The following is a 23,257-nucleotide window of genomic DNA, read 5'->3' as shown; positions in this document are numbered from 1 at the left end:
TCCCAGACGATCCTGGGGCGATATCGCGTGACGACGGCGTCCACACCGGACCCAACCGCCGCACGTAGGCCGCACGACGAGGTGCGCTGCCACTCCGCACGATGAGGTGCGCTCAACCGCCCAAGCCCGGGCTATTTCCGCACGTCGCCGCACAGCACGCGACGCACACCGGGCCGAGTCGACGGTGAAAGTGCCCATTGCGGCTTTCCCCTGACTACTCGGCGCGCCCGTGTGCGCGTCAGAGCAGAGGGAGGGCCGCTTCACATGACGACCCGCCAGGACCCACTCGGTCGAACCCAGCATGGGGGCCGCGGTGTTGGTCTATACGACGAGCAGTACGAGCACGACAACTGTGGTGTCGCGTTCGTGGCCGACCTCGCCGGTCGCAGAGACCACGGCATCGTCGCCAAAGCGCTCGTCGCCCTGCGCAACCTGGAACACCGCGGCGCCCGCGGCGCCGAGCCGGACACCGGTGACGGCGCGGGCATCCTGATCCAGGTTCCGGACGGGTTCTACCGCGAGGTCGTCGAGTTCGATCTGCCCGCCGCCTACGCCGTGGGCACCGCCTTCCTGCCGGTCGACGAGACCGAGCGCGCCGCGGCCGTGGCCGTCATCGAGCGCGTGGCCGCCGAAGAGGGCGCCGTAGTGCTGGGCTGGCGCGAGCTGCCGGTCAACCGCGAGCACGCCGGAGCCTCCGCCGCGTCGGTCATGCCGTACTTCTCCCAGCTGTTCATCGCCGCCGCCGACGGCGTGTCCGGCCTTCCGCTGGAGCGCTTGGCCTTCTGTGTGCGCAAGCGCGCCGAGCACGACACCGACGTGTACTTCGCTTCGCTGTCCTCGCGGACGATCGTCTACAAGGGAATGCTCACCGAGCCCCAGGTCGGCTTGTTCTTCCCCGACCTGAACGACGAGCGGGTGACCAGCTCGGTCGGCCTGGTGCACTCCCGCTTCTCCACCAACACCTTCCCGTCGTGGCCGCTGGCGCACCCGTACCGGTACGTCGCCCACAACGGTGAGATCAACACCCTGCGCGGCAACCGCGCGTGGATGGACGCGCGCGAGTCGATGCTCGCCAGCGACCTGATCCCGGGCGACCTCAAGCGGATCTTCCCCGTCATCACCCGCGGCGCGAGCGACTCGGCGTCCTTCGACGAGGTGTTGGAGCTGCTGCACCTCGGCGGCCGTTCACTGCCGCACGCGGTGCTGATGATGATCCCCGAGGCGTGGGAGAACCACACCGAGATGGACCCGGCCCGCCGGGCGTTCTACGAGTTCCACTCGACGCTGATGGAGCCGTGGGACGGTCCCGCGCTGGTCTCGTTCACCGACGGCACCCAGATCGGCGCCGTGCTCGATCGCAACGGCCTGCGCCCGGCCCGCTACTGGGTCACCGAGGACGGCCTCGTCGTGCTGGCCTCCGAGGTCGGCGTGCTCGACATCGACCCGACCACGATCGTCCGCAAGGGACGGTTGGAACCCGGCAAGATGTTCCTGGTCGACACGGCCGCGGGCCGCATCGTCGACGACGAGGAGATCAAGGGCACCCTCGCCGCGGAGCACCCGTACGCCGAGTGGGTCGCGAATGGACTGACGACGCTGGAGTCGCTGCCCGAGCGTGAGCGCGAGGTGCCCACGCTCGCCTCCCTGGTGCGCAGGCAGCAGGCGTTCGGCTACACCGAGGAAGAGCTGTCGCTGCTGCTGCAGCCGATGGCCCGCACCGGCGCGGAGCCGATCGGCTCGATGGGCAACGACGCTCCCCTGGCGTCGCTGTCGACGAACCAGCGGCCGCTGTTCGACTACTTCAGCCAGCTCTTCGCCCAGGTCACCAACCCGCCGCTGGACGCGATCCGCGAGGAGCTGGTGACCTCGCTGGGCGCAGCGCTCGGCGCGGAGCCGAACCTGCTCGAGGTCGACGGCGACTCCTGCCGCCGGATCACGCTGCCGTTCCCGGTGCTGGACAACGACGAGCTCGCCAAGATCGTGCACGCCAACGACGACGGCGACCGCCCGGAGTACCAGGCCGTCACCATCCACGGCCTCTACGACGTGCGCGGCGGCGGTGACGCGCTGCGCGAGCAGCTCGACGAGATCCGCGCCGAGGTGTCCTGGGCGATCAAGCACGGCGCCCGGGTGATCGTGCTGTCCGACCGGGGTGTCGACGAGAACCTGGCCCCGATCCCGTCGCTGCTGCTGGTCGGCGCGGTCCACCAGCACCTGGTGCGGGAGAAGACCCGGACCCAGGTCAGCCTGGTCGTGGAGTCCGGTGACGCCCGCGAGGTGCACCACATCGCGCTGCTGATCGGCTACGGCGCCGCCGCGGTCAACCCGTACCTGGCGATGGCCACGGTCGAGGAACTGGCCGAGCAGGGTCTGATCGCGGGTGTGGACGCGAAGAAGGCGGCCCGAAACCTGATCAAGGCATTGGGCAAGGGTGTCCGCAAGACCATGTCCAAGATGGGCGTGTCCACTGTGGCCTCCTACACCGGCGCGCAGATCTTCGAGGCCCTCGGCCTCGGCGCCGAGGTCATCGACTCCTGCTTCACCGGCACGGCTTCGCGCCTGGGTGGCGTCGGCTTCGATGTGCTGGCCGAGGAAGTGTCGCAGCGGCACGCGCAGGCCTTCCCGCGCGACGGCGTCCGGGCCACCCACCGCGACCTGATCACCGGTGGCGACTACCAGTGGCGCCGCGAGGGCGAGCCGCACCTGTTCAACCCGACCACGGTGTTCAAGCTGCAGCACTCCACCCGCGCGGGCAAGTACGAGATCTTCAAGGAGTACACCCGAGCGGTCGACGACCAGTCGGCGTCGCTGAAGACGCTGCGCGGCCTGTTCGCCTTCAAGGAGGACGTGCGACCGCCGGTGCCGATCGAGGAGGTCCAGCCGGTCTCCGAGATCGTCAAGCGGTTCGGCACGGGCGCGATCTCCTACGGCTCGATCTCGCGGGAGATGCACGAGACGCTGGCCATCGCGATGAACCAGTTGGGCGCGAAGTCCAACACCGGTGAGGGCGGCGAGGACTCCGACCGGCTCTACGACCCGAAGCGGCGCTCGGCGATCAAACAGGTCGCCAGTGGTCGGTTCGGCGTCACCAGTGAGTACCTGGTCAACGCCGACGACATCCAGATCAAGATGGCGCAGGGCGCGAAGCCCGGCGAGGGCGGGCAGCTGCCGGGCACGAAGGTGTACCCGTGGATCGCCAAGACCCGGCACTCGACGCCGGGTGTCGGCCTGATCTCGCCGCCGCCGCACCACGACATCTACTCCATCGAGGACCTGGCGCAGCTCATCCACGACCTGAAGAACGCCAACCCGGCGGCCCGCATCCACGTGAAGCTGGTCTCCGAGGTCGGCGTCGGCACGGTCGCGGCGGGTGTGTCGAAGGCGCACGCCGACGTGGTCCTGATCTCGGGCCACGACGGCGGCACCGGTGCTTCTCCGCTGTCGTCGATCAAGCACGCGGGTGGTCCGTGGGAGCTGGGTCTGGCTGAGACGCAGCAGACGCTGCTGGCCAACCGGCTGCGCGACCGGATCGTCGTGCAGACCGACGGTCAGCTCAAGACCGGCCGCGACGTCATCATCGCGGCGCTGCTGGGCGCGGAGGAGTTCGGTTTCGCCACCGCTCCCCTGGTCGTCTCGGGCTGCGTCATGATGCGGGTGTGTCACCTCGACACCTGCCCGGTGGGTGTCGCGACGCAGAACCCGGTGCTGCGGGCCAAGTTCAGCGGCAAGGCCGAGTACGTCGTCAACTTCTTCGAGTTCATCGCCCAAGAGGTGCGGGAATACCTTGCCGCGCTGGGCTTCCGCTCGATCGAGGAAGCGGTCGGCCACGCCGAGCTGCTCGACATGCGCGACGCGGTCGACCACTGGAAGGCCTCGGGTCTGGACCTGTCGCCGATCTTCCACGTGCCCGAACTGGAGCCGCGTGCGTCGAGGCACTGCGTCACCAAGCAGGACCACGGCTTGGAGAAGGCGCTCGACAACACGCTGATCCAGCTGGCCGAGGGCGCGCTGAACTCCGGCGACCACGTGCGGCTGGAGCTGCCCGTGCGCAACGTCAACCGGACCGTGGGCACCATGCTCGGCTCGGAGCTGACCAAGCGCTGGGGCGGCGAGGGCCTGCCCGACGACACCATCGACGTGACCTTCACCGGCACGGCGGGCCAGTCGTTCGGCGCGTTCATCCCGCGCGGGATCACGCTGCGGCTCGTCGGTGACGGCAACGACTACGTCGGCAAGGGACTGTCCGGCGGCCGCATCACCGTGCGCCCGCACCCGGGCTCGCAGTACACCGCCGAGCACCACGTCATCGCGGGCAACGTCATCGCCTACGGCGCCACCGGCGGCGAGATCTTCCTGCGCGGCAAGGTGGGCGAGCGATTCTGCGTCCGCAACTCCGGCGCGCTGGCCGTCGTCGAGGGCGTGGGCGACCACGGATGCGAGTACATGACGGGCGGTCGTGTGGTTGTGCTCGGGCCCACCGGGCGCAACTTCGCGGCGGGCATGTCCGGCGGCATCGCCTATGTGCTCGACCTCGCCGCGCAGCGGGTCAACCCGGAGATGGTCGACCTCGACCCTGTTCATCTGGCGGAGGACAGCTGGGATGACACCGTGTTCCTGCGGGAGGTCGTCTCGAAGCACCTGGCGGAGACCGATTCCGCGGTCGCCCGGGCGCTGCTTGCCGACTGGGACAACGAGGTCCGCCGCTTCACCAAGGTGATGCCGAAGGACTACAAGCGCGTGCTGGCCGCGCGCGCCGCCGCCGAGCGCGACGGCCGCGACATCGACAAGGCGATCATGGAGGCCGCACATGGCTGACCCCAAGGGCTTTCTGACCACGCCGCGGGAGAACGCGTCCCACCGACCGGTGTTCCTGCGCCTCAAGGACTGGCGCGAGGTGTACGAGGAATCCAGCGCCGCCGAGTTCGGCGCCGCAAAGGGACGGCAGCAGGCCGGGCGCTGCATGGACTGCGGCATCCCGTTCTGCCACCAGGGCTGCCCGCTGGGCAACCTGGTGCCGGAGTGGAACACCCTGGTCTGGCGCGATGACTGGCGGACCGCTTCCGAGCGGCTGCACGCGACCAACAACTTCCCGGAGTTCACGGGAACGCTGTGCCCGGCGCCGTGTGAGACCGCGTGCGTTCTCGGCATCAACGACGACGCCGTGTCCATCAAGCGCGTCGAGATCTCCATCGTCGACCGGGCCTGGGACGAGGGCTGGATCAAGCCGCAGGTCCCGGCCGTGCGCACCGGCAAGAAGGTCGCCGTGGTCGGGTCCGGGCCCGCGGGCCTGGCCGCCGCCCAGCAGCTGACCCGCGCCGGCCACGATGTCGTGGTGCTGGAGCGGGCGGACGCGATCGGCGGGCTGCTGCGGTACGGGATCCCCGAGTTCAAGATGGAGAAGTCCCGGCTGGACAAGCGTCTTGAGCAGATCAAGGCGGAGGGCACGGAGTTCCGCACCAACGTCAACGTCGGCGTGGACGTCACTGTCGAGCAGTTGCGCGCCGACTACGACGCCGTTGTCCTGGCGGGCGGCGCCACCGCGTGGCGCGACCTGCCCATCCCGGGGCGTTCACTGACCGGCGTGTACCAGGCGATGGAGTACCTGCCCCCGGCGAACAAGGTCGCGGCCGGGACGCTGGACCGGTCCCCGATCCACGCCGAGGGCAAGCACGTCGTGGTCATCGGCGGCGGCGACACCGGCGCGGACTGCGTCGGCACGGCACACCGGCAGGGGGCGGCTTCGGTCACCCAGCTGGAGATCATGCCCAAGCCGCCGGAAACGCGTGCGGACGTCAACCCGTGGCCGACGTACCCGATGCTCTACCGGGTCACCTCGGCCCACGAGGAGGGCGGCGAGCGGGTGTACTCGGTGGCCACCACGGAGTTCCTCGGCGACGCCGACGGCAACGTGCGGGCGCTGCGGCTGACCGAGGTCGCCAACGAGGGCGGCAAGTTCGTCCCGGTCCCCGGCTCGGAGCGGGAGATCCCGGCGGACCTGGTCACCCTGGCGATGGGCTTCGTCGGCCCGGAGAAGGACGGCCTGCTGACCGACCTGGGCGTCGACCTCGACCCGCGCGGCAACGTCGCCCGGGGCGCCGACTTCCAGACCTCCGTCGAGGGCGTCTTCACCGCGGGCGACATGGGCCGCGGCCAGTCCCTGATCGTGTGGGCGATCGCCGAGGGCCGCAGCGCCGCGGCAGGCGTCGACGCCTACCTGACCGGCCGGGCAGTGCTGCCGCGGCCGATCGAACCCACGGACCGTCCGCTGGTCTGATGGGGTGCTGACGACGGCCCGCGAGCAATGGCGCTCGCGGGCCGTTCTACCTCCAGGACCGCGTCAGCGCGATCCCCGGACGACCAGGGGAAGCTCGGTGGCGGCGTCGCCGCGGTTGCGAGCCATGACGAACGGGGCGACAGCGCCGGTCATCCCCGACGCGGCCCGCCACTCGACGAACCGGACGTCGTCGATGTCGACCCAGGCGACCCGGCCGCCATCGTGGCTGTTGAGCCGGAAGTACGGCATGACCATGTTGCCCTGGACCGGGCCCGCATCGAGTTCGGCCGCCGTCAGGTCGATGATCACCCGGTGCCAGTCGCCGTCGGCGGGAACGTCGATCGGCTTGACGTAACTCGCGACCACCTGCGACGACGGGTCCTCGGCCGGATTGCTGTCGTCGAAGTGATACACCTCGAACCGCACTTCCGGCGCCGCCGTCGTCGCCCGGCGCACCATCGCGACGATCGAGTAGGCCGGTGCGGGGTCAGCGCCGACGGCCTTGCCGTTGCGCTCCTTGTAGACGCGGTGCCGTGGCAGTGGCACACGCGCGATCGTGCGGGTCTGCACGGAGTCGCCGTCCCGGGTCTCCAGCCGCATGAACCGCAGGCCCTGCGGAGTCTGGCCGGGTCGGGCGCCTTCCCGTTTGCTGTCGACGCTCCAGTGGATCGCTTCGCTGACCAAGCCGTCCGCGGACTCGTCCTCGAAGTGGCCCCAGCCGAACAGGTCGCGGCCGATGTCGACCCCGTCAACCTCCTCCGGGTGGGCTATGGCGTGCACCGGAGCCCATGTGCCCAGGTCGACCGTCTCCCGCGGACCCAGCGGTACTTTGACCTGCTGTTCGGTGGGTGGTTCCTGGATGATCCGTCCGGTGTGCCGCTCGATGATGATCTGTGCGGTCACGCTGTCGGCGCCGCGTTCGACCTGCCGTGCGCGCACTTGGTTGGCACTGTCGCGGTAGGACTCCGCGGCCAGCACACTGCGCTCCCAAATCCGGGTGAGCACCTGGGCGGCACCGCGGTCGGTGACCGGGACCGGCTTGTAGTCGACGATCTCGATCGGCAGCAAGCGGGCTTCAAGCAGCTTGTCGCCTTCCCAGACCGTGCGCAGAAACGCGCTGGAGAACGTGCTGAGGAAGTTCTGGTCGAACACGAAGTTGCCCAGGCTGTAAGCGATGAGCTTGCCCTTGTACCACTCGACGCCCTGCAGCACGTTGGGGTGATGGGCGACGACGATGTCGGCGCCGGCGTCGATCGCCTTGCGGGCGACCTCACGCGTGGTGTCCGACCCCGCGTCCTGGAACTCGAAACCTGCGTGCACCTGCACCATGGTGAACCCGTCCGACGCGGACCGAATCTGCTCCTCCGACCGCTCGCCGTCCCACGGCGCCGCGCCGCCGTGGCCGCGCCGGGCCACCCAGTCCTGCATCTCGGGGTATACCTGTGACAGGGAAGCCCACATGCGAGCCGCGACATCGGCGCCGACGGTGGACTCCGCGCGGAGGTACTGCTCCCATGCCTCACGGATGCGCCTGGGCGTTGACGCGATCCTCGCCGCAGCGAAGCCCCACCTGCGTGACTCGTACTGCCAGGCCTCCTTCTCCGGAAGATCGACGGGCTTGCGCGTCGTGGCATCGGGGAAACTCGAGTTGACGAACGACCCGTCGACGCCGTTGTAGGCGAACACCGTCACTGGGGTCCCGTTGACCTCGCGGGTGAACGGCGCTCTTGCCGCCTCCGGGGTGGCGCCAGCGCCGACCGAGGGAATGTTCGCCCTGCTCAGTGCGGCCAACGTGTCGGCGACCCCCGCGTCGAGGAGGTCGCGCGTGTGGTCGTTCGCGAGGATGGCGAGGTCGACAGACAGCGCCTTAAGCCCGGCGACTGTGCCGGTCGCCGAGTTCAGGATGAACCGCTTGCCGGGGTAGGCGGCCTCGGCGGGTCGATCGCTGACGACCGTCTCCAGGTTCACCGTGCCGAAGTCGGCCGCGCCGAACGCGGGTGCCACCGCCGCGACGACCTGCTCGGCGCCCGTCGCGGCGTTGTCGTTGGGAATCAGGGGCGCGGTCCCGTCGCTCGTCTCCTCTGGCACCATATAGCGCCTGGCGAACATCACGTCACCGGACGAGTGCATCGCGAACCGGTCGGCGCGACGGGCGAACAGCCGGACCGTGACCTCCTTGCCAGAGTCGGACCAACCAAGTGGGACAGGTTCGACGATGTGCCCGTCCGCGTCGATGATCGCGACCGCGGGGCCGGACATCACCGGGGTCCGTACGATGCCCTCGTCGTCGGTTGTGAGCACCAGGGGGGTGTCGGCGATGCCGTGCATGGTGACCCTGGCCCCTGTGAGCGGTTCGCCGGACTCCCCGGTTACCTTCACCCGGGCCTCGATGGTGCTGCCCCCGGGAGCCCGCAGGCAGTCGCCGCAGTCCTCGCCGGACACGTGGACCACCAGGGCCGTGGCGCAGACCCCCGCAACAAGAACGACGGCGATCAGCCACTTGTGTCGGATCAGAGCAGTGCGCACCCGGGAAGCTCCTTCATGTTCAGGGTGTGGTTCGGGAAAGGCAGGTCAGTCGCTGTCGAAGTCGGTCTCGCCCAGCAAGTCGACCACGCCGGTCCAGCGCTGCCTGTCGTCACGAAGGGTCTTGTTCATCTCGACATGGACAAACCGCGATCCTTGCTCAGCGGCGGCGACGCCCTGTTGGTTGCGCCTGCCTTCCAGCCCGCCGCACTCGGCCGACCAAGCCTCGCACACCCGGATGCCGGACTCGTCCAGTCGCGCGGACACCTGGCGAAGCGCTGAGGTGGTGCGCGTGACGCCTGGCGACAGGACCATGTCGGCATCGGACAGCGAACCATCGTCGAAGCCGTGCAGCTGGACCTGCGGCAGTCCCCGCTTGGCCAGTGCCATGGTGACCTGGTGGAACATCGAGTCCGCGCGGTGCGCGACATCACCTGCCCCACGTGCGGCCCGGCGGTGCGTGCCCGCGACCGCGAGCACGGCGCCGGGCGTCCGGCGGAACAGTTCCAGCCCGATCTCCTCGGTGCGCAGATCAAACGCCGGGTGTGGGACCTCGACCACCAGCCGAGCGGGCCGGGAGGTATCGATGACGTAGAGCCCCCAGGCCCGGTCGACGCCCGCAGTGTTGGACATCACGACGTAGGATCGCCCCGTCGGGCCGTCGACGCCCGATCGCACCTGGTAGCCAAGACTGCGCAGACGGTCCGACGTCGTGCGCATGTCGGTCGCCGCGCCCTGGCTGAGCCTGTCGACCGCGTCAGAGAGGGTCGCGCTCTCGGCCGGGTCCGGTGCCCGATAACGGGCGTCCTCGCGCAGTTCGGCGGCGTAATCGGCGATCTCTTGGCCGAGGTCGGCGCCCGCGCCCGACGCGGCGCCGTCTACGGGATCACGGTCGATGGCGAGGAACACCAAGAAAACGATCACAGCCAGCACCGCGGCGAATGTTGACACCACGATCCGCCGACTACGAAAGAATCTCACTGTCGGTAGTGTAATACCCGCACGAACCTGCAGAGATTCACCCATGCGAGTGGAGATATCACTCTCTCGTGTAGCAGAATGCTGCAGCCGCCGCCCGGCGAACACCCGGACGCGGCACACGATGTCTGGGGACGACCGAAGTCGGAGCATCAGTGAGCAGACGCAACACAGCCGCGCGCCTTGATCAGGCGCGCAGGCTGGAATCACAGATCCCGGAGAGTGGGTTCCCCTCCGGCATCGCGATACCCTCGCTGTGCGTGCTCGTACTGCTGCTCGCGCTCGCCGCGCTCAGCGCATCGCTGCTCGACGACCGCACCGCGGGTAGCGTGCCACGCGCGTTCGTCGACACCCAGCAGCGCCTCGCAGCCGACACCGCCCGCGCGGTGGGTGCGTCGGCCAGCCAGAGCGTGAGCGACTTACGGCTCGCCGCGGCGGTCCAGACCGACTCGGCTGAGACTCTGCTCGACAAGCTGATCCAGAATCCTCGCTGGCGCGGGGCGGCTGTGCTCAGTGGCTCGGAACGCACCCAACTCGCGACCCGCGGCGAACAGGTGCCCGTGCAGGCCGTGCCCGCCCACGTCACCGACGTCGCGCTCAGCTCGATCGTGGCAGGCACCGGCGAACTGCAGTTGGTCACCACGCTCGCACTGCCTGGCGACCTGCTCCTGACCGCGACCACCTCCATCAAGCTGCCACCGGCCGAGGCCGACCCCGCGCTGGGCCAGTCGCTGCACCTGACCACGCTCAACGGCCAAATCGTCGGGGTGAGCCGGGCGCCGAACGTTCCGGAGAACGCCGCGCTCGCAGATCTCATCGCCCAGGCGGGCCGCGCGGCGGCGGGAAGCCCGGGCGGCGCGGTGCTTGGGCCAGTCACCGACGGCACCCAGGCCACCGTCGCCTACGCTCCCGTCGCGCCGTCGGGCGGCGCGCCCATGGTCGACCTGGCCGTGGTGACCGTCGGCCATGCCCCGACGGGGACCGTGGCAGCGGGCGGCTCGGGAGTCATCCCGGCCGCTGCCTTGGCCGTCATCGCCGTCGGGGGTTTCGTGCTGCTGCGGGCGTACATCGTCCGACCGGTACGCAGATTGCGTGCGTGCGCACTCGCCATCGCCGGGGGCGATCTCGACACAGCGGCAGGCCCATCGGCAGCCAAGGAGGTCAGCCGCGTCGCGCGGGCGTTCGAGACATGCCGCGGCCTACTCACCAAGCATGAGCGGCCCGCCCCCCGGCCGCGCGGCGTGGCGGCGCTCGTCGTGGTGAGCGTCGCGGCAGTGGCCGTCGCCAGCTGGTCCGCAGGCGTGCTCACGCTGTTCGCCAACCGCTCCACCGCCGTGCCGGACGAGCTCGTCACCAGCCTGCGCAGCCAGACCAGCCGGGCCACCGACGCACTGCGCCGCAGCGTGAACGACGGGCTCGCCGATCTCTCCGCCCTGGTCGAGTTGCACGGCAGCGAAGGCCCGGACGGCGTACGCGCGTCGGCCCGGCAGCTTGCCGAGCGCCAGCCCCGCTACCGCAGCGTCTACCTCGTCGACCGCGCGGGCGCGGCCCAGGACTACGCGGGCCGCAGCCCGCTGCGAATGGTCGAGCGGCCGCCGGCGAAGGAAGGCATCCGCCAGCAGAACAACAGCGGCCGAGTGCCGGTGATCTTCGCCCATGTGCCGCTGCCCGACGGCAAACACACCCTTATCGGCGAGTTCGACATCGACCACATCGCCAACCTGCTCAGCCGCGCGCCCGGCCGGGTGCGCCTCGTCGACACCGACTTCCGCACCATCAGCGCCACAGCCGGATACGTGGCCTTCGAGAAGGTCAGCGATGCCGGGTTGCTCGACAGCATCGTCCTGGCCCAGCGCGGCGACACGGTCGCGGGCCTGCGGGACGGCGCGAGCGGTCAGGCGGTCGTCGCTTCGGCGGCGGTGTTCGGCGGTGAGACCGGCAAACTCGGCTGGACGGTGGTCGCCGAGCATCCCGTCGCCGAGTTGGCCCTGCCCGCCAACGACTTGCGCAGGCACGCCGAATTGGTCGCCCTCGTAGGCGTGCTTCTGGCCGGACTGCTGTTCGGCTGGCACTTCTTCGGGTCGATCAAGCCGCTACGCCGGGTCGCCGCCGCGGCCGACCGACTCGTCGACGGAGATCGTGACACCGTCATCTACCCGCAGCGTCACGACGAAATCGGCACCGTCGCCTCGTGCCTGGAGATCTGTAGGCAGGCCGTGGCCGAGGGCGCGGACCGGTTGGGTGAGGTCCGCAGGCCGCGCGGGTCGGCTACCGACCAGACGGCGCTGATGGTTCCGGTCGCCAAGCCCGACCTGCCCCGGCAGCAGCCGCGGCGGCCCGCGGCCCGATCAGGCAGCGGCAGCCGATGATCTACCTCTATGTCGTGCTGGTCATCCTGACCATGGGCATGCTCGGCGCGGGCGTCGTCGAACAGCGCAGGCACCTCGCCGAGCTCGAACGAATCCCGCACCGCGTATTGGTCAACGGCATCCGCGGCAAGAGCTCCATCACCCGGCTGTGTGCGGGCGCGTTGCGCGGCGGGGGGATGGTGACCGCGGCCAAGACCACCGGCACCGCGGCCCGGTTCATCCACCCGGATGGCAGTGAGGAGCCGATCTACCGCAAGTTCGGCATCGCCAACATCGTCGAACAGATCGGGATCGTGCGCCGCTCCGCCGCCTACGAGCCCGACGTCCTGGTCATCGAGTGCATGGCGGTGATGCCCGACCTGCAGGAGATCAACCAGGAGAAGCTGATCAAGTCGACCATCGGTGTGTTGTGCAACGTCCGCGAGGACCACCTCGCCGAGATGGGGCCGACACTCGACGACGTCGCCAGGTCGCTGTGCCGGTCGATGCCGGTCGACGGGATCTGTGTGACCGCCGAACGCGAGCGGCTCGACATCCTGGAGGCGGAGGCGGCCAAGCGGAACTGCGAGCTGATCGCGGTGGACCCCGAGTCGGTCACCGACGAAGAGATGGCCGGGTTCAGCTGGGTCACTTTCAAGGAGAACGTCGCCATCGCACTGGAGATCGCCAGTCTGCTCGGGGTGAACCGGCGGTCGGCGCTGGAAGGCATGTGGGCGGCCAAGCCCGACCCCGGCGTGCTCTCGGTCAAACGCTACGCGGCCGAGGACAGGAAGGTGGTGCGGCTGGCGAACGTGTTCGCCGCCAACGACCCGGAGTCCACTCTGATGAACATCGAGCGGCTGCTCGACCAGGGAGCCATCGAGCGCCCGCTGCACCTGGTGATCAACTGCAGGCCAGACCGGGTGGAACGCAACGGCCAGATGGGCGCGATCGTCGCCGAGATCGACCCCGACCGGATCATCCTGATCGGCGATCCCACCCGCAGCGCCCAGGCGACCATCGCCCAGGACTGGCAGGACCGCGTCGTCGATCTCGGGGGCCCCCGCCCCGCCGCGGAACTGCTGCGGGCCGTGCTCGACGGCATCGACGACGAGGCCGCCCTGGTCACAGTCGGGAACATCCACGGCCAGGGCGAGTTGCTGCTCGAAGAGTTCGACACGCTCCCGGAACTGGCGGCCGACCCGAGCCCGGCCGGTGGTGCGCCGATCGACCGACCAAATCCCGCGCGCCGGTCGTCCCCCGTGGTCGTGCGCGGCGAGCTGTTCGACCACGACAACCCCCACGCAGGCGATGGCGATTCCCGGCCCATGACCGCGCGGCGCGACCGCAGTGCGCCATCGGCCGCCGCCCACGCCGATGCCGCGAAGAACGCCCGGACCGCACGAGCACTGCAATCGCCCTACGAACCACCAACCGAACTCGTACGACCCGCGCCCACCCGGCCACGGCGTCCGACGACCCAAACCAGGGACCGATGATGAACAGCAGCACTCTGCCGCCCGAGGTGGCCACCCTCGGACTGGCCATCGGCCTCGTCTTCTCCCTCGTCTGTTACCTCACCACCAATCTGTCCCCCGGCGGCATGATCACACCCGGCTGGCTGGCGTTGACCCTGGTCGAGGACTACCGACGGGCGGCGATCGTGGTGCTGATGAGCGCGCTGACCTTCGGCGCGGTGAAAGTGCTCCAGAAAGTCGTGATCCTCTACGGCAAGCGCCTCTTCGCGGCCGTCGTGCTGACCGGTGTGCTGTTCCAGACAACTCTGTTCCTGCTGATCCAGAAGGACTTCCCGTTGTTGTTCGCGCATCAGACCCTCGGCTTCGTCGTGCCGGGACTGATCGCGTACCAACTCCTGCGGCAACCTCCTCTGGTGACCCTCGCCGCGACGGGTACCGTCAGCGCCGCCGGCTACGGGGTGCTGGCCAGCGGTGTGCTCGCGGGCCTGGTCCCGACGATCTGAGTGGAAGCGGAAAGGATCGCCATGCCGTCGAGACCACAACGTAGATCGCGCACCGCGATGCTGACGGGATCGTTGGCCGCTGGGATGGCTTTGGCCATCGGCGTGTGGCTCTACCTCGACCAGCGACGTCCGGAACCCCCGCCGACTGTGGGTATCGTGACCGACCGGGCGGGGTCCCCGGCCACGGAGAGCGCGATGGTGTACGAGCGGCTGTCAAACCCGGACCGCACCGTGGTGCGCCAGGGCGGCGCCGTGCTCGCCGTGCTCACCGACAACGCCAGCACAGTGATGATCAACGGACCCAAGCGCACCTTCAGTGAACCGCTCGCGACGAAGGCGTCGGTCATCACCACTGCCTGGGTTCGACTGGCGCCGCAGCCATGGCAGGCGGGCCAGGAGAACGCCGCGTGGTTCACCGACTGGTTCACGAAGGCGCGTTCGGACACGAGCCCGGACGTGCTGGAAGTCGCCACGCAGTACGTGATCGACGCGCCCGCGGAGATGGACGCCGAAGGCCGTCGATTCCGCGGTGACGCCTCGTTCGGGCCGATCAAGGCGGGCGGGGTAGGCCGAAAAGAACAGTCGGACTTCTACGACTACCTCGGCGTTCCGTGGACGTTCTCCGACGCGGTCGCGAAACCGGACAGCAGCCGATATGGGGCCGTCGACTGCTCCGGGTATTTGCGGCTCGTCTTCGGCTTCCGAATGGGCATGCCGTTGCGCGGCACCAACGATCCTGGTCTTGGTCTGCCCCGGCGCGCTTATGCCATCGCCGAACACGGTCCCGGCGTCGAACTCGTGCCCAACACGCGGACCCGCGTCACGGCATACGGCACGCTGCAGCCCGGCGATCTGGTGTTCTTCGAGGTCGAAGATGACCCGGAGATCCTGGACCACGTCGGCATCTACCTTGGTCTCGACGACGGCGGCCACCACCGGTTCATCTCCAGCCGCGAGCGGATCGACGGTCCGACCATGGGCGATGTCGGCGGAACCTCGCTGCTCGACGATGGCGGCCACTACTCGACGGCATGGCGCGCGGCCCGCAGGCTGTGACGGCCCCCTGTGGCGCCGTTATAAGTGGACGCCTGGGATTTGATGACGTCGCCGTTCTGCCCCGCGGGCAATGCCGACGGCGGGGTGTAGAAATCGGCGGCGACGGCGGGCGACGAGGCCACGGTGACTACCGCGAGGACCGCGGCGACCACTGACGTCGCAGCGAGTCCGCGTCTGACTGGGACGTGCACGTCGACACACCGTTGCGGGAACGGTCCGTTTTGGCAGCCCGCACCGAATTACGCCGAAGGAGGCGATCCGATGTCGAAGGTAACGCCGAACGGGTCGGTGACGGCGGCGGTGTTGCCGTACACCATCTCCTGCACGGCGTCGGCCGTTCCCCCGGCGGCGACCACCCGCTCGACGGCGGCGTGGCAGTCGTCGACCTGGAACAGCGTCCCCCAACTGGACTTGGTCGCGGTCGGATCGCCCGCGATGCCGCCGATCTCGTGGCCGTCGGGCCTGCGCAGGAAGGTGAAGTCGAGGTCGGGCAGGTCGGGGTTGGCGTCGAGGGTGAAATCGAAGACGGCGGCGTAGAACGGTCGCGCCAAGGGCGCGTCCGGGGTCACCAAGTCGTTGCGCAGCAAGGAACTAGGCTCGTTCACCACCTCGGCGCCGATGTGCTTGTTCCCCTGCCAGAGACCGAACTGGGCGCCGACCGGGTCCTTGACGATCGCCATCCGACCCTGGTCCATGACGTCCATCGGCTCGGCGAGCACCGTGCCACCGGCCGCGCGGACGCGCGCGACGGTGGCGTCGCAGTCGTCGGCGGCGAGGTAGACGTTCCACCAGAAATCGGTGGCGGCGGGGTCCGGGTTGGGCATGATCGCGGCGGCGCGCTTACCGTCGAGCAGACAGGTGGTGTAGTGCCCGGTCTCGGCGGGACCGATGTCGAACTCCCACCCGAACAACGCGCGGTAGAACGCCATCGCCCGGTCGAGATCGGGGATGCCGAGATCAATCCAGGTCGGGGTGCCAAGCGGCTGGTTCGCACTGAGGTGCATCGTGGTCTCCTGTCGTGGGGTGCGTGGCCAAGCTAGGCGGGGGCACCGACAAAACATCCGCAGCCAAGAGGGGCCTGCCCCCAGCCGCCGTCGGGCGCATTCCCATGTCGGCGGCGCCCGGGCACACTTGGGAGGACAGAGGGAGAGCGCCAAGGAGCGGGCGGAGGGCTGAGCGAGCACAGACCAGGGCCGGGCTTGGAGCGTGGGCGTCTGTTCGGATCGGCCCACGACGTTTGCGGGGGGTGGAGTCACCGGCCGTGGAGTGACGGGGGTGCGTTACGCGGTTCTAGTCGAGCTTGCCGAGGAACGTGGTCAGCCGGGAGTGCAGGTCGATCAGGTCCGACAGCGGAGTGTCGAGTTCGCGGAATACCGTCCGCGGGATCTCCCGCACCCGCGGACGCAGCGCCTCCCCCGCGTCCGTCAGCTCGACGACCACGCTGCGTTCGTCGGCGGAGCTTCGGGTGCGGCGCAGCAGCCCGGCGGCTTCCATTCGCTTCAGCAGCGGTGAGAGGGTGCCGGAGTCGAGTTGCAGCGCCTGCCCCAAGTCCTTCACGGTCAGCGACCCACGGTCGAACAGGGCCAGCATGACCAGGTACTGCGGATACGTGAGCCCCAGGTCGTCGAGCAGGGGCCGGTAGCGCGCGGTCAGCGCACGCGACGCGGTGTAGAGGGCGAAGCAGAGCTGCTGCTCCAGCGCCAGTGGGTCACGTTCCGCCATCAGGCTCCCTAGACCGGCTGTCAGACAACCACGATGTCGACGTCGATGTTGCCACGCGTCGCGTTCGAGTACGGGCACACCTGGTGGGCGGCGGCGACGAGTTCGTCCACGGTGGACCGCTCGACCTCGGGGACCGAGATCTCCAGAGTGACCGACAGGCCGTAGCCGCCGTCGATGGCGCCCAGGCCGACCACGGCGCTGACCTGCGAATCCTGCACGCGCACCTTCGCCTTGCGGGCGACGAGCTGCAGCGCGCTGTGGAAGCAGGCGGCGTACCCCGCGGCGAAGAGCTGCTCCGGGTTGGTGCCGCCGCCGGGGCCGCCGAGGCTCGTCGGAACGGCCAGGTCGGCGGTGAGGACACCGTCGGACGAGCGCACGGCGCCGCCTCGGCCGGATCCGGTCGCGGTCGCCTTGGCTTCGTAGAGAGCCTGCACAGTTGCCTCCTCGGGAAGTTCGATGACATAAACGTAGCGAACAACTAAGTTGTACACAATCAAATGTGGTGTGCGGCACCCGTCACCCGATGAGGTAAATGCGGCGGCTGAAGGTTAGCCTCGCCTCACCATCACCTCACTCGGTACGGGAGCAGCTATGGGACTCCGATCCACCCGGCTGACGGCAACGATCCTGGCCACCCTTCTCGGCGCGACCCTCGCGGGCTGCGGCACCGAGCCGGGCAGCGACGGTCCCGTCCTGACGGTCTACTCCGGGCGCAACGAGAACCTGGTCAAACCCCTGCTGGACAAGGCGGAGAAGGCCATCGGCGCGAAGCTGGAGGTCCGCTACGGCGACACCGCCGCACTCGCGGGCCAGCTCGCCGAGGAAGGTGAGCGCTCCCCCGCCGACGTGTTCTTCTCCCAGGACGCCGGGGCGCTCGGCGCGCTGGCGAGCGCGGGCAGGCTGAACACGCTCCCGCAGTCCGTGCTGGACGCGAGCCCCGAGCAGTGGCGCGCGACCGACGGCACCTGGGTGTCGACGTCGCTGCGGACCCGCGTGGTCATCTACGACCCCAGGCAGGTGGCCGAGGCCGACCTGCCCAAGGGCATCGACGACCTGCTCGACCCGAAGTGGAAGGGCAAGCTCGGCTTCGCCCCCTCCAACGCCTCCTGGCAGGCCTTCGTCACCGCGATCCGCGTCATGCGGGGCGAGGACGGCGCCAAGAAGTGGCTGGAGGGATTCAAGGCCAACGAGCCGCAGAAGTACGACAACAACATCAAGATCCGCGACGCCGCCGACGAGGGCAAGCTGGCCCTTGGCTTGACGAACCACTACTACTGGTACGAGAAGGCCCACCAGGTCGGCGTGGACAAGATGAGCGCCAAGCTGCACTTCATCAAGGGCAACGACCCGGGCGCGCTGATCAACGCCGCGGGTGTCGCGGTGCTCAAGTCGAGCAAGAACCAGGAGCTGGCCAACAAGTTCGCCGAGTTCCTGCTCTCCCCCGAGTCGCAGAAGTACTTCGCCGACAAGACCGCCGAGTACGCGGTGCGCGAGGGCGTCACGTCGACCGAGCACAAGCTGGTGCCGCTGAGCGAGTTGCAGCCGCCGGACCTCAAGCTCGCCGACCTGCAGTCGCTCCCCAAGACCGCTGAACTGCTGCGCCAGGTCGGACTTCTCTAGGTGACACAGCGGTCGGCGGCGCGGCCGCGGGCGACCGGCTGGTTGCTCGCGGCGCTGCCCGCTGTCGTCGTCGCGGTTCTGCCGCTGGTCTATCTGGTGCTGCGGGCCACCGACCAGGGCTGGGACGTCTTCTGGTCCATCGCCGCCCGCTCGCGCACAGCCGAGCTGACGGTGAACACGGTGACGCTGCTGGTCGCCGTCGCGGTCAGCGCGGTGGCGCTGGGCACCGCGGCGGCGTGGGCGGTCACCCGAACCGCGCTCCCCCTGCGTCGCTTGTGGACAGTCCTGTTGGTACTTCCGCTGGCCGTTCCCTCTTATGTGGCCGGGTTCGCCTGGTTGTCGATGGACGTCGTCGGCTTCCCCGGCGCCTGGCTGGCTCTGACGACGACGAACGTGCCGCTGGTGCTGCTGCCGGTCGCGGCGGCGCTGCGCTCGGCCGACCCGGCGCTCGAAGAGGTGTCGCGCTCGCTGGGCCACGGCCCGTGGGCGACGTTCCGAAAGGTGACGCTGCCCCGGATCTGGCCGTCGGCGGTGGCAGGCGGGCTGCTCGTGGCGCTCTACGTGCTGCACGACTTCGGCGCGGTGTCGCTGCTGCGGTACGAGACCTTCACCCTGGGCATCCAGACCGCGTACGCGGGCAGCTTCGACCGCACCCCCGCGGCGGTGATCGGTGTGGTGCTGGTCGTGCTGGCGATCCTGCTGGCCTTGGCCGAGGCCCGCATGCGCGGCACCACGTCCGCGCGGCTCGGCCCCGGCGTGGCCCGCCAGGCCGAACCTGTGCGGCTGCGCGCGGCGAGCGTGCCGGTGCTGCTGGGTCTGGCCCTGATCGTGGTCGTGTCGTTGGGCGCACCGTTCGGGGCCCTGGTCAAGTGGCTCGGGGTCGGACGCGCGGGCATCGACGTGACCGCGCTGGTGTCGACCACGGCGACGACCGTGCAGTTCGCCGCTTTCGGCGCGCTGGCGACGATCGTGCTCGCGGTGCCGGTGGGTTTCCTGGCGGCGCGGCACTCGTCGCGGCCGGTGCGGGCGGTCGAGTTGGCCGCCTACGCGGGGCACGCGCTGCCGGGGATCACGGTGGCGCTCGCGCTGGTGTTCTTCGGGGTGCGGTTCGCGCAGCCGTGGTACCAGCAGACGCCCTTGCTGGTGTTGGGTTACGCGGCGTTGTTCCTGCCGATCGCGATCAGCTCGGTGCGTACCGCGGTCGCGTCGGCGCCGGTCGGTGTCGAGGAGGTGGCGCGGTCCCTGGGCCGGGGTCGGGCCAGTGTGTTCGGCACGGTGACGCTGCCGCTGGCGGCGCCGGGTGTGGCGGCGGGCGCGGCGCTGGTGTTCATCACCTGCGCCAAGGAACTGCCCGCGACCCTGCTGCTGCGCCCGACCGGCGCGGACACGCTCGCCACGGCGCTGTGGACCAAGACCGGGGTGTCCGCGTTCGCCGAGGCGGCGCCCTACGCGGCGCTGTTGGTCGCGGTGTCGGCGGTGCCGGCGATCCTGTTGGAGGTGTCGGTGTTCCGCTCGGGTCGGCCGGAGGACACCGTGCTGGATTCGGCGACGCGAGGAGCACAGTCGTGACCGAGCTGACGATCACCGGCCTGACCGCGGGCTACGGCGCCACGCAGGTTCTGCGCGGGGTCGACCTCACGGTGCCGTCCGGTTCGCTGGCCGCGGTGCTGGGCCCGTCCGGCTGCGGGAAGACGACGCTGCTGCGGGTCGTGGCGGGATTCCTGCGGCCCTCGGCGGGTGAGGTGCGGCTGGGCGGCCGGGTTGTGACGTCGCTCGCCCCTGAGCGTCGCCGGGCGGCGGTCGTGCCCCAGGAGGGTGCGCTGTTCCCGCATCTCACCGTCGGCGCGAACGTCGGCTATGGCCTGCCGAGGGCGGGCCGGGCGGAGCGGGTGGCGGAGATGCTCCAACTCATCGGGCTGGCGGGCTTCGAGAAGCGCAAACCCGCCGAACTGTCCGGCGGCCAGCAACAACGGGTCGCCCTGGCCCGCGCCTTGGCCCCCGACCCCGACCTTGTGCTGCTCGACGAGCCCTTCTCCGCCCTGGACGCGGGCCTGCGCGCCGACCTGCGCGCTGACGTCCGCCGCGTCCTGCGGGCGGCGGGAACGACCGCCCTGCTGGTCACCCACGACCAGGACGAGGCCCTGTCGATGGCCGACGTCGTCGCCGTGATGCGTGATGGCGTGGTGGTGCAGGCGGGATCGCCGGAGGACGTGTACTCCCGGCCAGTGGACCTGGGCGTGGCCACCTTCGTCGGCGACGCCGTACTGCTGCCCGCGGTCGCCTCGGGCGACACGGCGACGTCCGCACTGGGCCCGATCGACCTGACCACCGAGGCGACCGGGGCCGGCACCGTCCTGCTGCGGCCGGAGCAGCTGAGCCCCGACCTCGACGGCGAGGGCACCACCGCGAGGGTCCTGCGCACCAGCTTCCACGGCCACGACGCGACGGTCACGTTGCGCGCGGGCGACACCGAGCTGGTGTCCCGCGTACCGGCGCCATTGCGCATCGCCGAAGGTGACAGTGTTCGGATCAGGGTGTCGGGGCCCGGCCGGTTCTATCCAGCACCTATGAAAGAAACACGACCTGCACATGATTCGTAGTCAGGCGAGATATTCGTAGGCATACTCGGACTGTGAAGATCACCGAGATGAAGATCGCGGTCGAGTTTCCCGTCCAGGCCAAGGCAAGCGAGGTGTGGGAAGTCCTCTCGGACATTCCCCGCATGGCTTCCTGGAGCCCGGAATGCGTCCAGGCCGGGTGGCTGGGCGATGCGCCGGTGGGTCCCGGATCCGAATTCGAGGCCACCAACCAGATGGGCGACTGGACCTGGAACGTCACCGGGAAGATCGTCGCCGTAGCCAAGCCGAACATGGTGACCTGGGTCGTGAAGGGCCTCGACGAGGACACCGACCAGCCCTCGTCCACCTGGAGCTACGAGCTTTCGTCCCTGCCCGACGGCGGGACCCTGATCACGCACACCTTCACCCACGGCCACGGCGGCAGCCACCTGGTGACCCTGGCGGCGCAGAACCCGGACCACGCCGACGCGATCGTCCAGGCCCGGGCTGAGATGTTACGTGGCAACATGTTGCAGACGCTGACGAAGATGGCGAACCAGATCGGGTGGACGATCCAGGAGCCCGCGCCGGTCGCGTCCACCTAGGACATGGGGAACCGCGGATCCCGGTCCGCGGTTTCTTCGGCGGAGCTTCGCCACCCAGCCGATAACGCAGGCGACGACATCGTCCAACCTGTCCGGATTCCAAGCATCGGGGCGTAGGTCTCGACAGGTTTCTGATCGTGGTCGTCGGGCACGAACTCAGCGATGTCCCACACCCGACCCGTTCCGTGTCGTGACGTGCCTGATGGGCATGTCGAGGAGCTGCGGAGAGACTCATCGCGTCCAGGACGGGTTTGATGGTGAAGATTTCGTGGTGTAGCCGGGCCTCTTGGGCGTCACACCATGTACTGGTCGTGCCGCGCGAACAAGTCGACCCACTCTTCCTGGCTGAGTGCCAGGCCCTTGTCGGCGACCTCGGCCAACTCCTGGAAGTACCGCTCCCGGGGCGGACCCGGCGCGAAGAGGATCAGCATGTCGGCGGGCTCGTCGGAGTCGTTGCGGAACGCGTGGATGCCGCCCTCGGGGACGAAGAGGAAGTCCCCCGCGGTGGCATCGACCCAGGTCTCCCCGTTGAAGAGTCGCACGGTCCCACCCAGGACGTAGAACGACTCGGAGAACGTCCGGTGGAAGTGCGCGGCCGGACCGCCTGCGTGCGGCGCCATCTCCCAGCGGAACATCCCGAACTTGCCCTGGGTCGCAGAACCGGGCGCCACGAAACGGGACGTCGTCGTCGGGCGTTCGAGGGCTTCATTCTCACCCGCCGGTCGGTAGATGCCGCTGACCTCGCCGGTGTCGGCGGAGTAGGGCTTGGCCGACTCAGCTGCCGAGTGTGAACCTAGAAACGACATTTGTCCCCCATCGTCGGTGTCGGACTCGATACCGGGCATCCTGCCCGACGAAGCCGAGCCACGTCACCGTCTCAGACATGATCAACTGTCGCCCACCCCGGCGTCGCCGAGTATGAGCACACTCTTCACTCGTGCCACCAGGGCACGTCGTCCTCTCCGAACAGCAGGGCGAAGACCGACGTCGGAAAACGCCCGTCGGAGGCGGTGAAGTCGACTGATGTCTCCACCGCCTCGGCATCGAGCAGCCGCGCGCCCGAAGCGCCAATCGCACCGATGATTTGTCGTTCAACGGAGTTGGTTGAACCGATCGGCGAAACGAGCACATCCTGTCTGCGCAGTTCACCCTGAGCTGGATTCACACACAGGAAAGCGAACGGGCCGACCGCGGACAGCCACAGGCTCCACGACGCGCTCTTGTCGTGACGGTCGACGAGAACGTACGAGAAGCTGACTCCGTTGTCGCGATCGGTCCAGTCCTCCACCTTCACGAAAGCTGACAGCTCGTTCATCAAGCCCTGCCATGGATCGCAGGCCAGCGCATCGGCGAAAAAATGATAGTCCGGATCGCCCAAGTCCTTGTATGCGTTCCGGGCGTGCTCCACGATCTCGCCCATCAGATCATCCGCCATCGCCAGAGATTACCTCCCTACCTTACCCACGGTGAACCGTGCATCCCGCGCTTGCCGGTGCTCACTCGCACAGTCCGCTGCAGCGCACCAGTACTCGACCGACCGACTGGCCACGGAAAGGTCATCTTCCTGATGTGCGGTTGACCCTTCTTCGCCC

18 protein-coding genes are annotated in these 23,257 nt (G+C 69.2%); 10 read left to right on the top strand and 8 right to left on the bottom strand.

Annotation, left to right across the window (positions count from 1 at the left end; translation table 11 throughout):
* Positions 1-264: 264 nt before the first annotated feature.
* Both gltB and ACRDSQ_RS31025 read left to right on the top strand, forming a co-directional pair.
* Positions 265-4,815, top strand: a complete 4,551-nt coding sequence (gene gltB / locus ACRDSQ_RS31030) for a glutamate synthase large subunit (protein ID WP_431426026.1) — start codon at positions 265-267, stop codon at positions 4,813-4,815.
* Entirely contained in the window at positions 4,808-6,274 is a 1,467-nt protein-coding gene (locus ACRDSQ_RS31025) for a glutamate synthase subunit beta (RefSeq protein ID WP_431426025.1), read from the top strand. Before gltB ends, ACRDSQ_RS31025 begins: the two co-directional genes overlap by 8 nt.
* A 63-nt stretch (positions 6,275-6,337) precedes the next feature.
* On the opposite strand, the gene ACRDSQ_RS31020 is transcribed toward ACRDSQ_RS31025, so the two are convergent.
* Both ACRDSQ_RS31020 and ACRDSQ_RS31015 read right to left on the bottom strand, forming a co-directional pair.
* Positions 6,338-8,800 carry a CapA family protein gene (locus tag ACRDSQ_RS31020; RefSeq protein WP_431426024.1) on the bottom strand — a complete coding sequence of 821 codons (2,463 nt, stop codon included), beginning with the start codon at positions 8,798-8,800 and terminating at the stop codon, positions 6,338-6,340.
* Between the two features lie 45 nt (positions 8,801-8,845).
* A complete protein-coding gene (locus tag ACRDSQ_RS31015; RefSeq protein ID WP_431426023.1) occupies positions 8,846-9,721 on the bottom strand; it encodes a hypothetical protein in 876 nt (291 codons plus the stop codon).
* A gap of 209 nt (positions 9,722-9,930) precedes the next feature.
* Between ACRDSQ_RS31015 and ACRDSQ_RS31010 the strand changes: the two genes are divergently transcribed.
* The 4 genes from ACRDSQ_RS31010 (at position 9,931) to ACRDSQ_RS30995 (ending at position 15,160) form a co-directional block, all read left to right on the top strand.
* A complete protein-coding gene (locus ACRDSQ_RS31010) occupies positions 9,931-12,144 on the top strand; it encodes a HAMP domain-containing protein (protein WP_431426022.1) in 2,214 nt (737 codons plus the stop codon).
* Positions 12,141-13,622: a poly-gamma-glutamate synthase PgsB gene (gene pgsB, locus ACRDSQ_RS31005; RefSeq protein ID WP_431426021.1), complete on the top strand. Its 1,482-nt coding sequence runs from the start codon at positions 12,141-12,143 to the stop codon at positions 13,620-13,622. Before ACRDSQ_RS31010 ends, pgsB begins: the two co-directional genes overlap by 4 nt.
* Complete coding sequence (locus tag ACRDSQ_RS31000; protein ID WP_431426020.1) at positions 13,622-14,104, top strand: poly-gamma-glutamate biosynthesis protein PgsC/CapC; 483 nt, start codon at positions 13,622-13,624, stop codon at positions 14,102-14,104. Before pgsB ends, ACRDSQ_RS31000 begins: the two co-directional genes overlap by 1 nt.
* 84 nt (positions 14,105-14,188) lie before the next feature.
* On the top strand, positions 14,189-15,160 hold the full coding sequence (locus tag ACRDSQ_RS30995; RefSeq protein WP_431426018.1) for an NlpC/P60 family protein: 972 nt from the start codon (positions 14,189-14,191) through the stop codon (positions 15,158-15,160).
* Here ACRDSQ_RS30995 and ACRDSQ_RS30990 read toward each other — a convergent pair.
* The 4 genes from ACRDSQ_RS30990 to ACRDSQ_RS30975 all read right to left on the bottom strand — a co-directional run bounded on the left by ACRDSQ_RS30990 (position 15,124) and on the right by ACRDSQ_RS30975 (position 17,316).
* Positions 15,124-15,351: a hypothetical protein gene (locus ACRDSQ_RS30990; RefSeq protein WP_431426016.1), complete on the bottom strand. Its 228-nt coding sequence runs from the start codon at positions 15,349-15,351 to the stop codon at positions 15,124-15,126. The genes ACRDSQ_RS30995 and ACRDSQ_RS30990 overlap by 37 nt on opposite strands.
* A gap of 48 nt (positions 15,352-15,399) precedes the next feature.
* A complete protein-coding gene (locus ACRDSQ_RS30985; protein WP_431426015.1) occupies positions 15,400-16,164 on the bottom strand; it encodes a VOC family protein in 765 nt (254 codons plus the stop codon).
* Between the two features lie 286 nt (positions 16,165-16,450).
* Positions 16,451-16,882: a MarR family winged helix-turn-helix transcriptional regulator gene (locus ACRDSQ_RS30980; protein ID WP_431426014.1), complete on the bottom strand. Its 432-nt coding sequence runs from the start codon at positions 16,880-16,882 to the stop codon at positions 16,451-16,453.
* Between the two features lie 20 nt (positions 16,883-16,902).
* Complete coding sequence (locus ACRDSQ_RS30975; RefSeq protein WP_431426012.1) at positions 16,903-17,316, bottom strand: organic hydroperoxide resistance protein; 414 nt, start codon at positions 17,314-17,316, stop codon at positions 16,903-16,905.
* 157 nt (positions 17,317-17,473) lie between these two features.
* On the opposite strand from ACRDSQ_RS30975, the gene ACRDSQ_RS30970 reads away from it, so the two are divergent.
* From ACRDSQ_RS30970 to ACRDSQ_RS30955, 4 genes are read left to right on the top strand one after another with little or no spacing between them, the layout of a single operon-like run.
* Positions 17,474-18,502, top strand: a complete 1,029-nt coding sequence (locus tag ACRDSQ_RS30970; protein ID WP_431426011.1) for an extracellular solute-binding protein — start codon at positions 17,474-17,476, stop codon at positions 18,500-18,502.
* On the top strand, positions 18,503-20,071 hold the full coding sequence (locus ACRDSQ_RS30965; RefSeq protein WP_431426009.1) for an ABC transporter permease: 1,569 nt from the start codon (positions 18,503-18,505) through the stop codon (positions 20,069-20,071).
* A complete protein-coding gene (locus ACRDSQ_RS30960; RefSeq protein WP_431426008.1) occupies positions 20,068-21,102 on the top strand; it encodes an ABC transporter ATP-binding protein in 1,035 nt (344 codons plus the stop codon). Before ACRDSQ_RS30965 ends, ACRDSQ_RS30960 begins: the two co-directional genes overlap by 4 nt.
* Before the next feature lie 32 nt (positions 21,103-21,134).
* Entirely contained in the window at positions 21,135-21,665 is a 531-nt protein-coding gene (locus ACRDSQ_RS30955; protein WP_431426006.1) for an SRPBCC family protein, read from the top strand.
* 293 nt (positions 21,666-21,958) lie between these two features.
* Here the strand turns inward: ACRDSQ_RS30955 and ACRDSQ_RS30950 are convergent, their stop codons facing one another.
* Positions 21,959-22,471, bottom strand: coding sequence for a cupin domain-containing protein (locus ACRDSQ_RS30950; RefSeq protein WP_431426005.1), 513 nt, complete (start codon positions 22,469-22,471; stop codon positions 21,959-21,961).
* Positions 22,472-22,596: 125 nt separating this feature from the next.
* Entirely contained in the window at positions 22,597-23,100 is a 504-nt protein-coding gene (locus ACRDSQ_RS30945; RefSeq protein ID WP_431426004.1) for a hypothetical protein, read from the bottom strand.
* Positions 23,101-23,257: the final 157 nt, after the last annotated feature.

It is taken from the genome of Actinokineospora sp., assembly GCF_050699995.1.
Lineage (GTDB): Bacteria > Actinomycetota > Actinomycetes > Mycobacteriales > Pseudonocardiaceae > Actinokineospora.
This window is presented reverse-complemented; position numbering and strand designations above follow the sequence as displayed.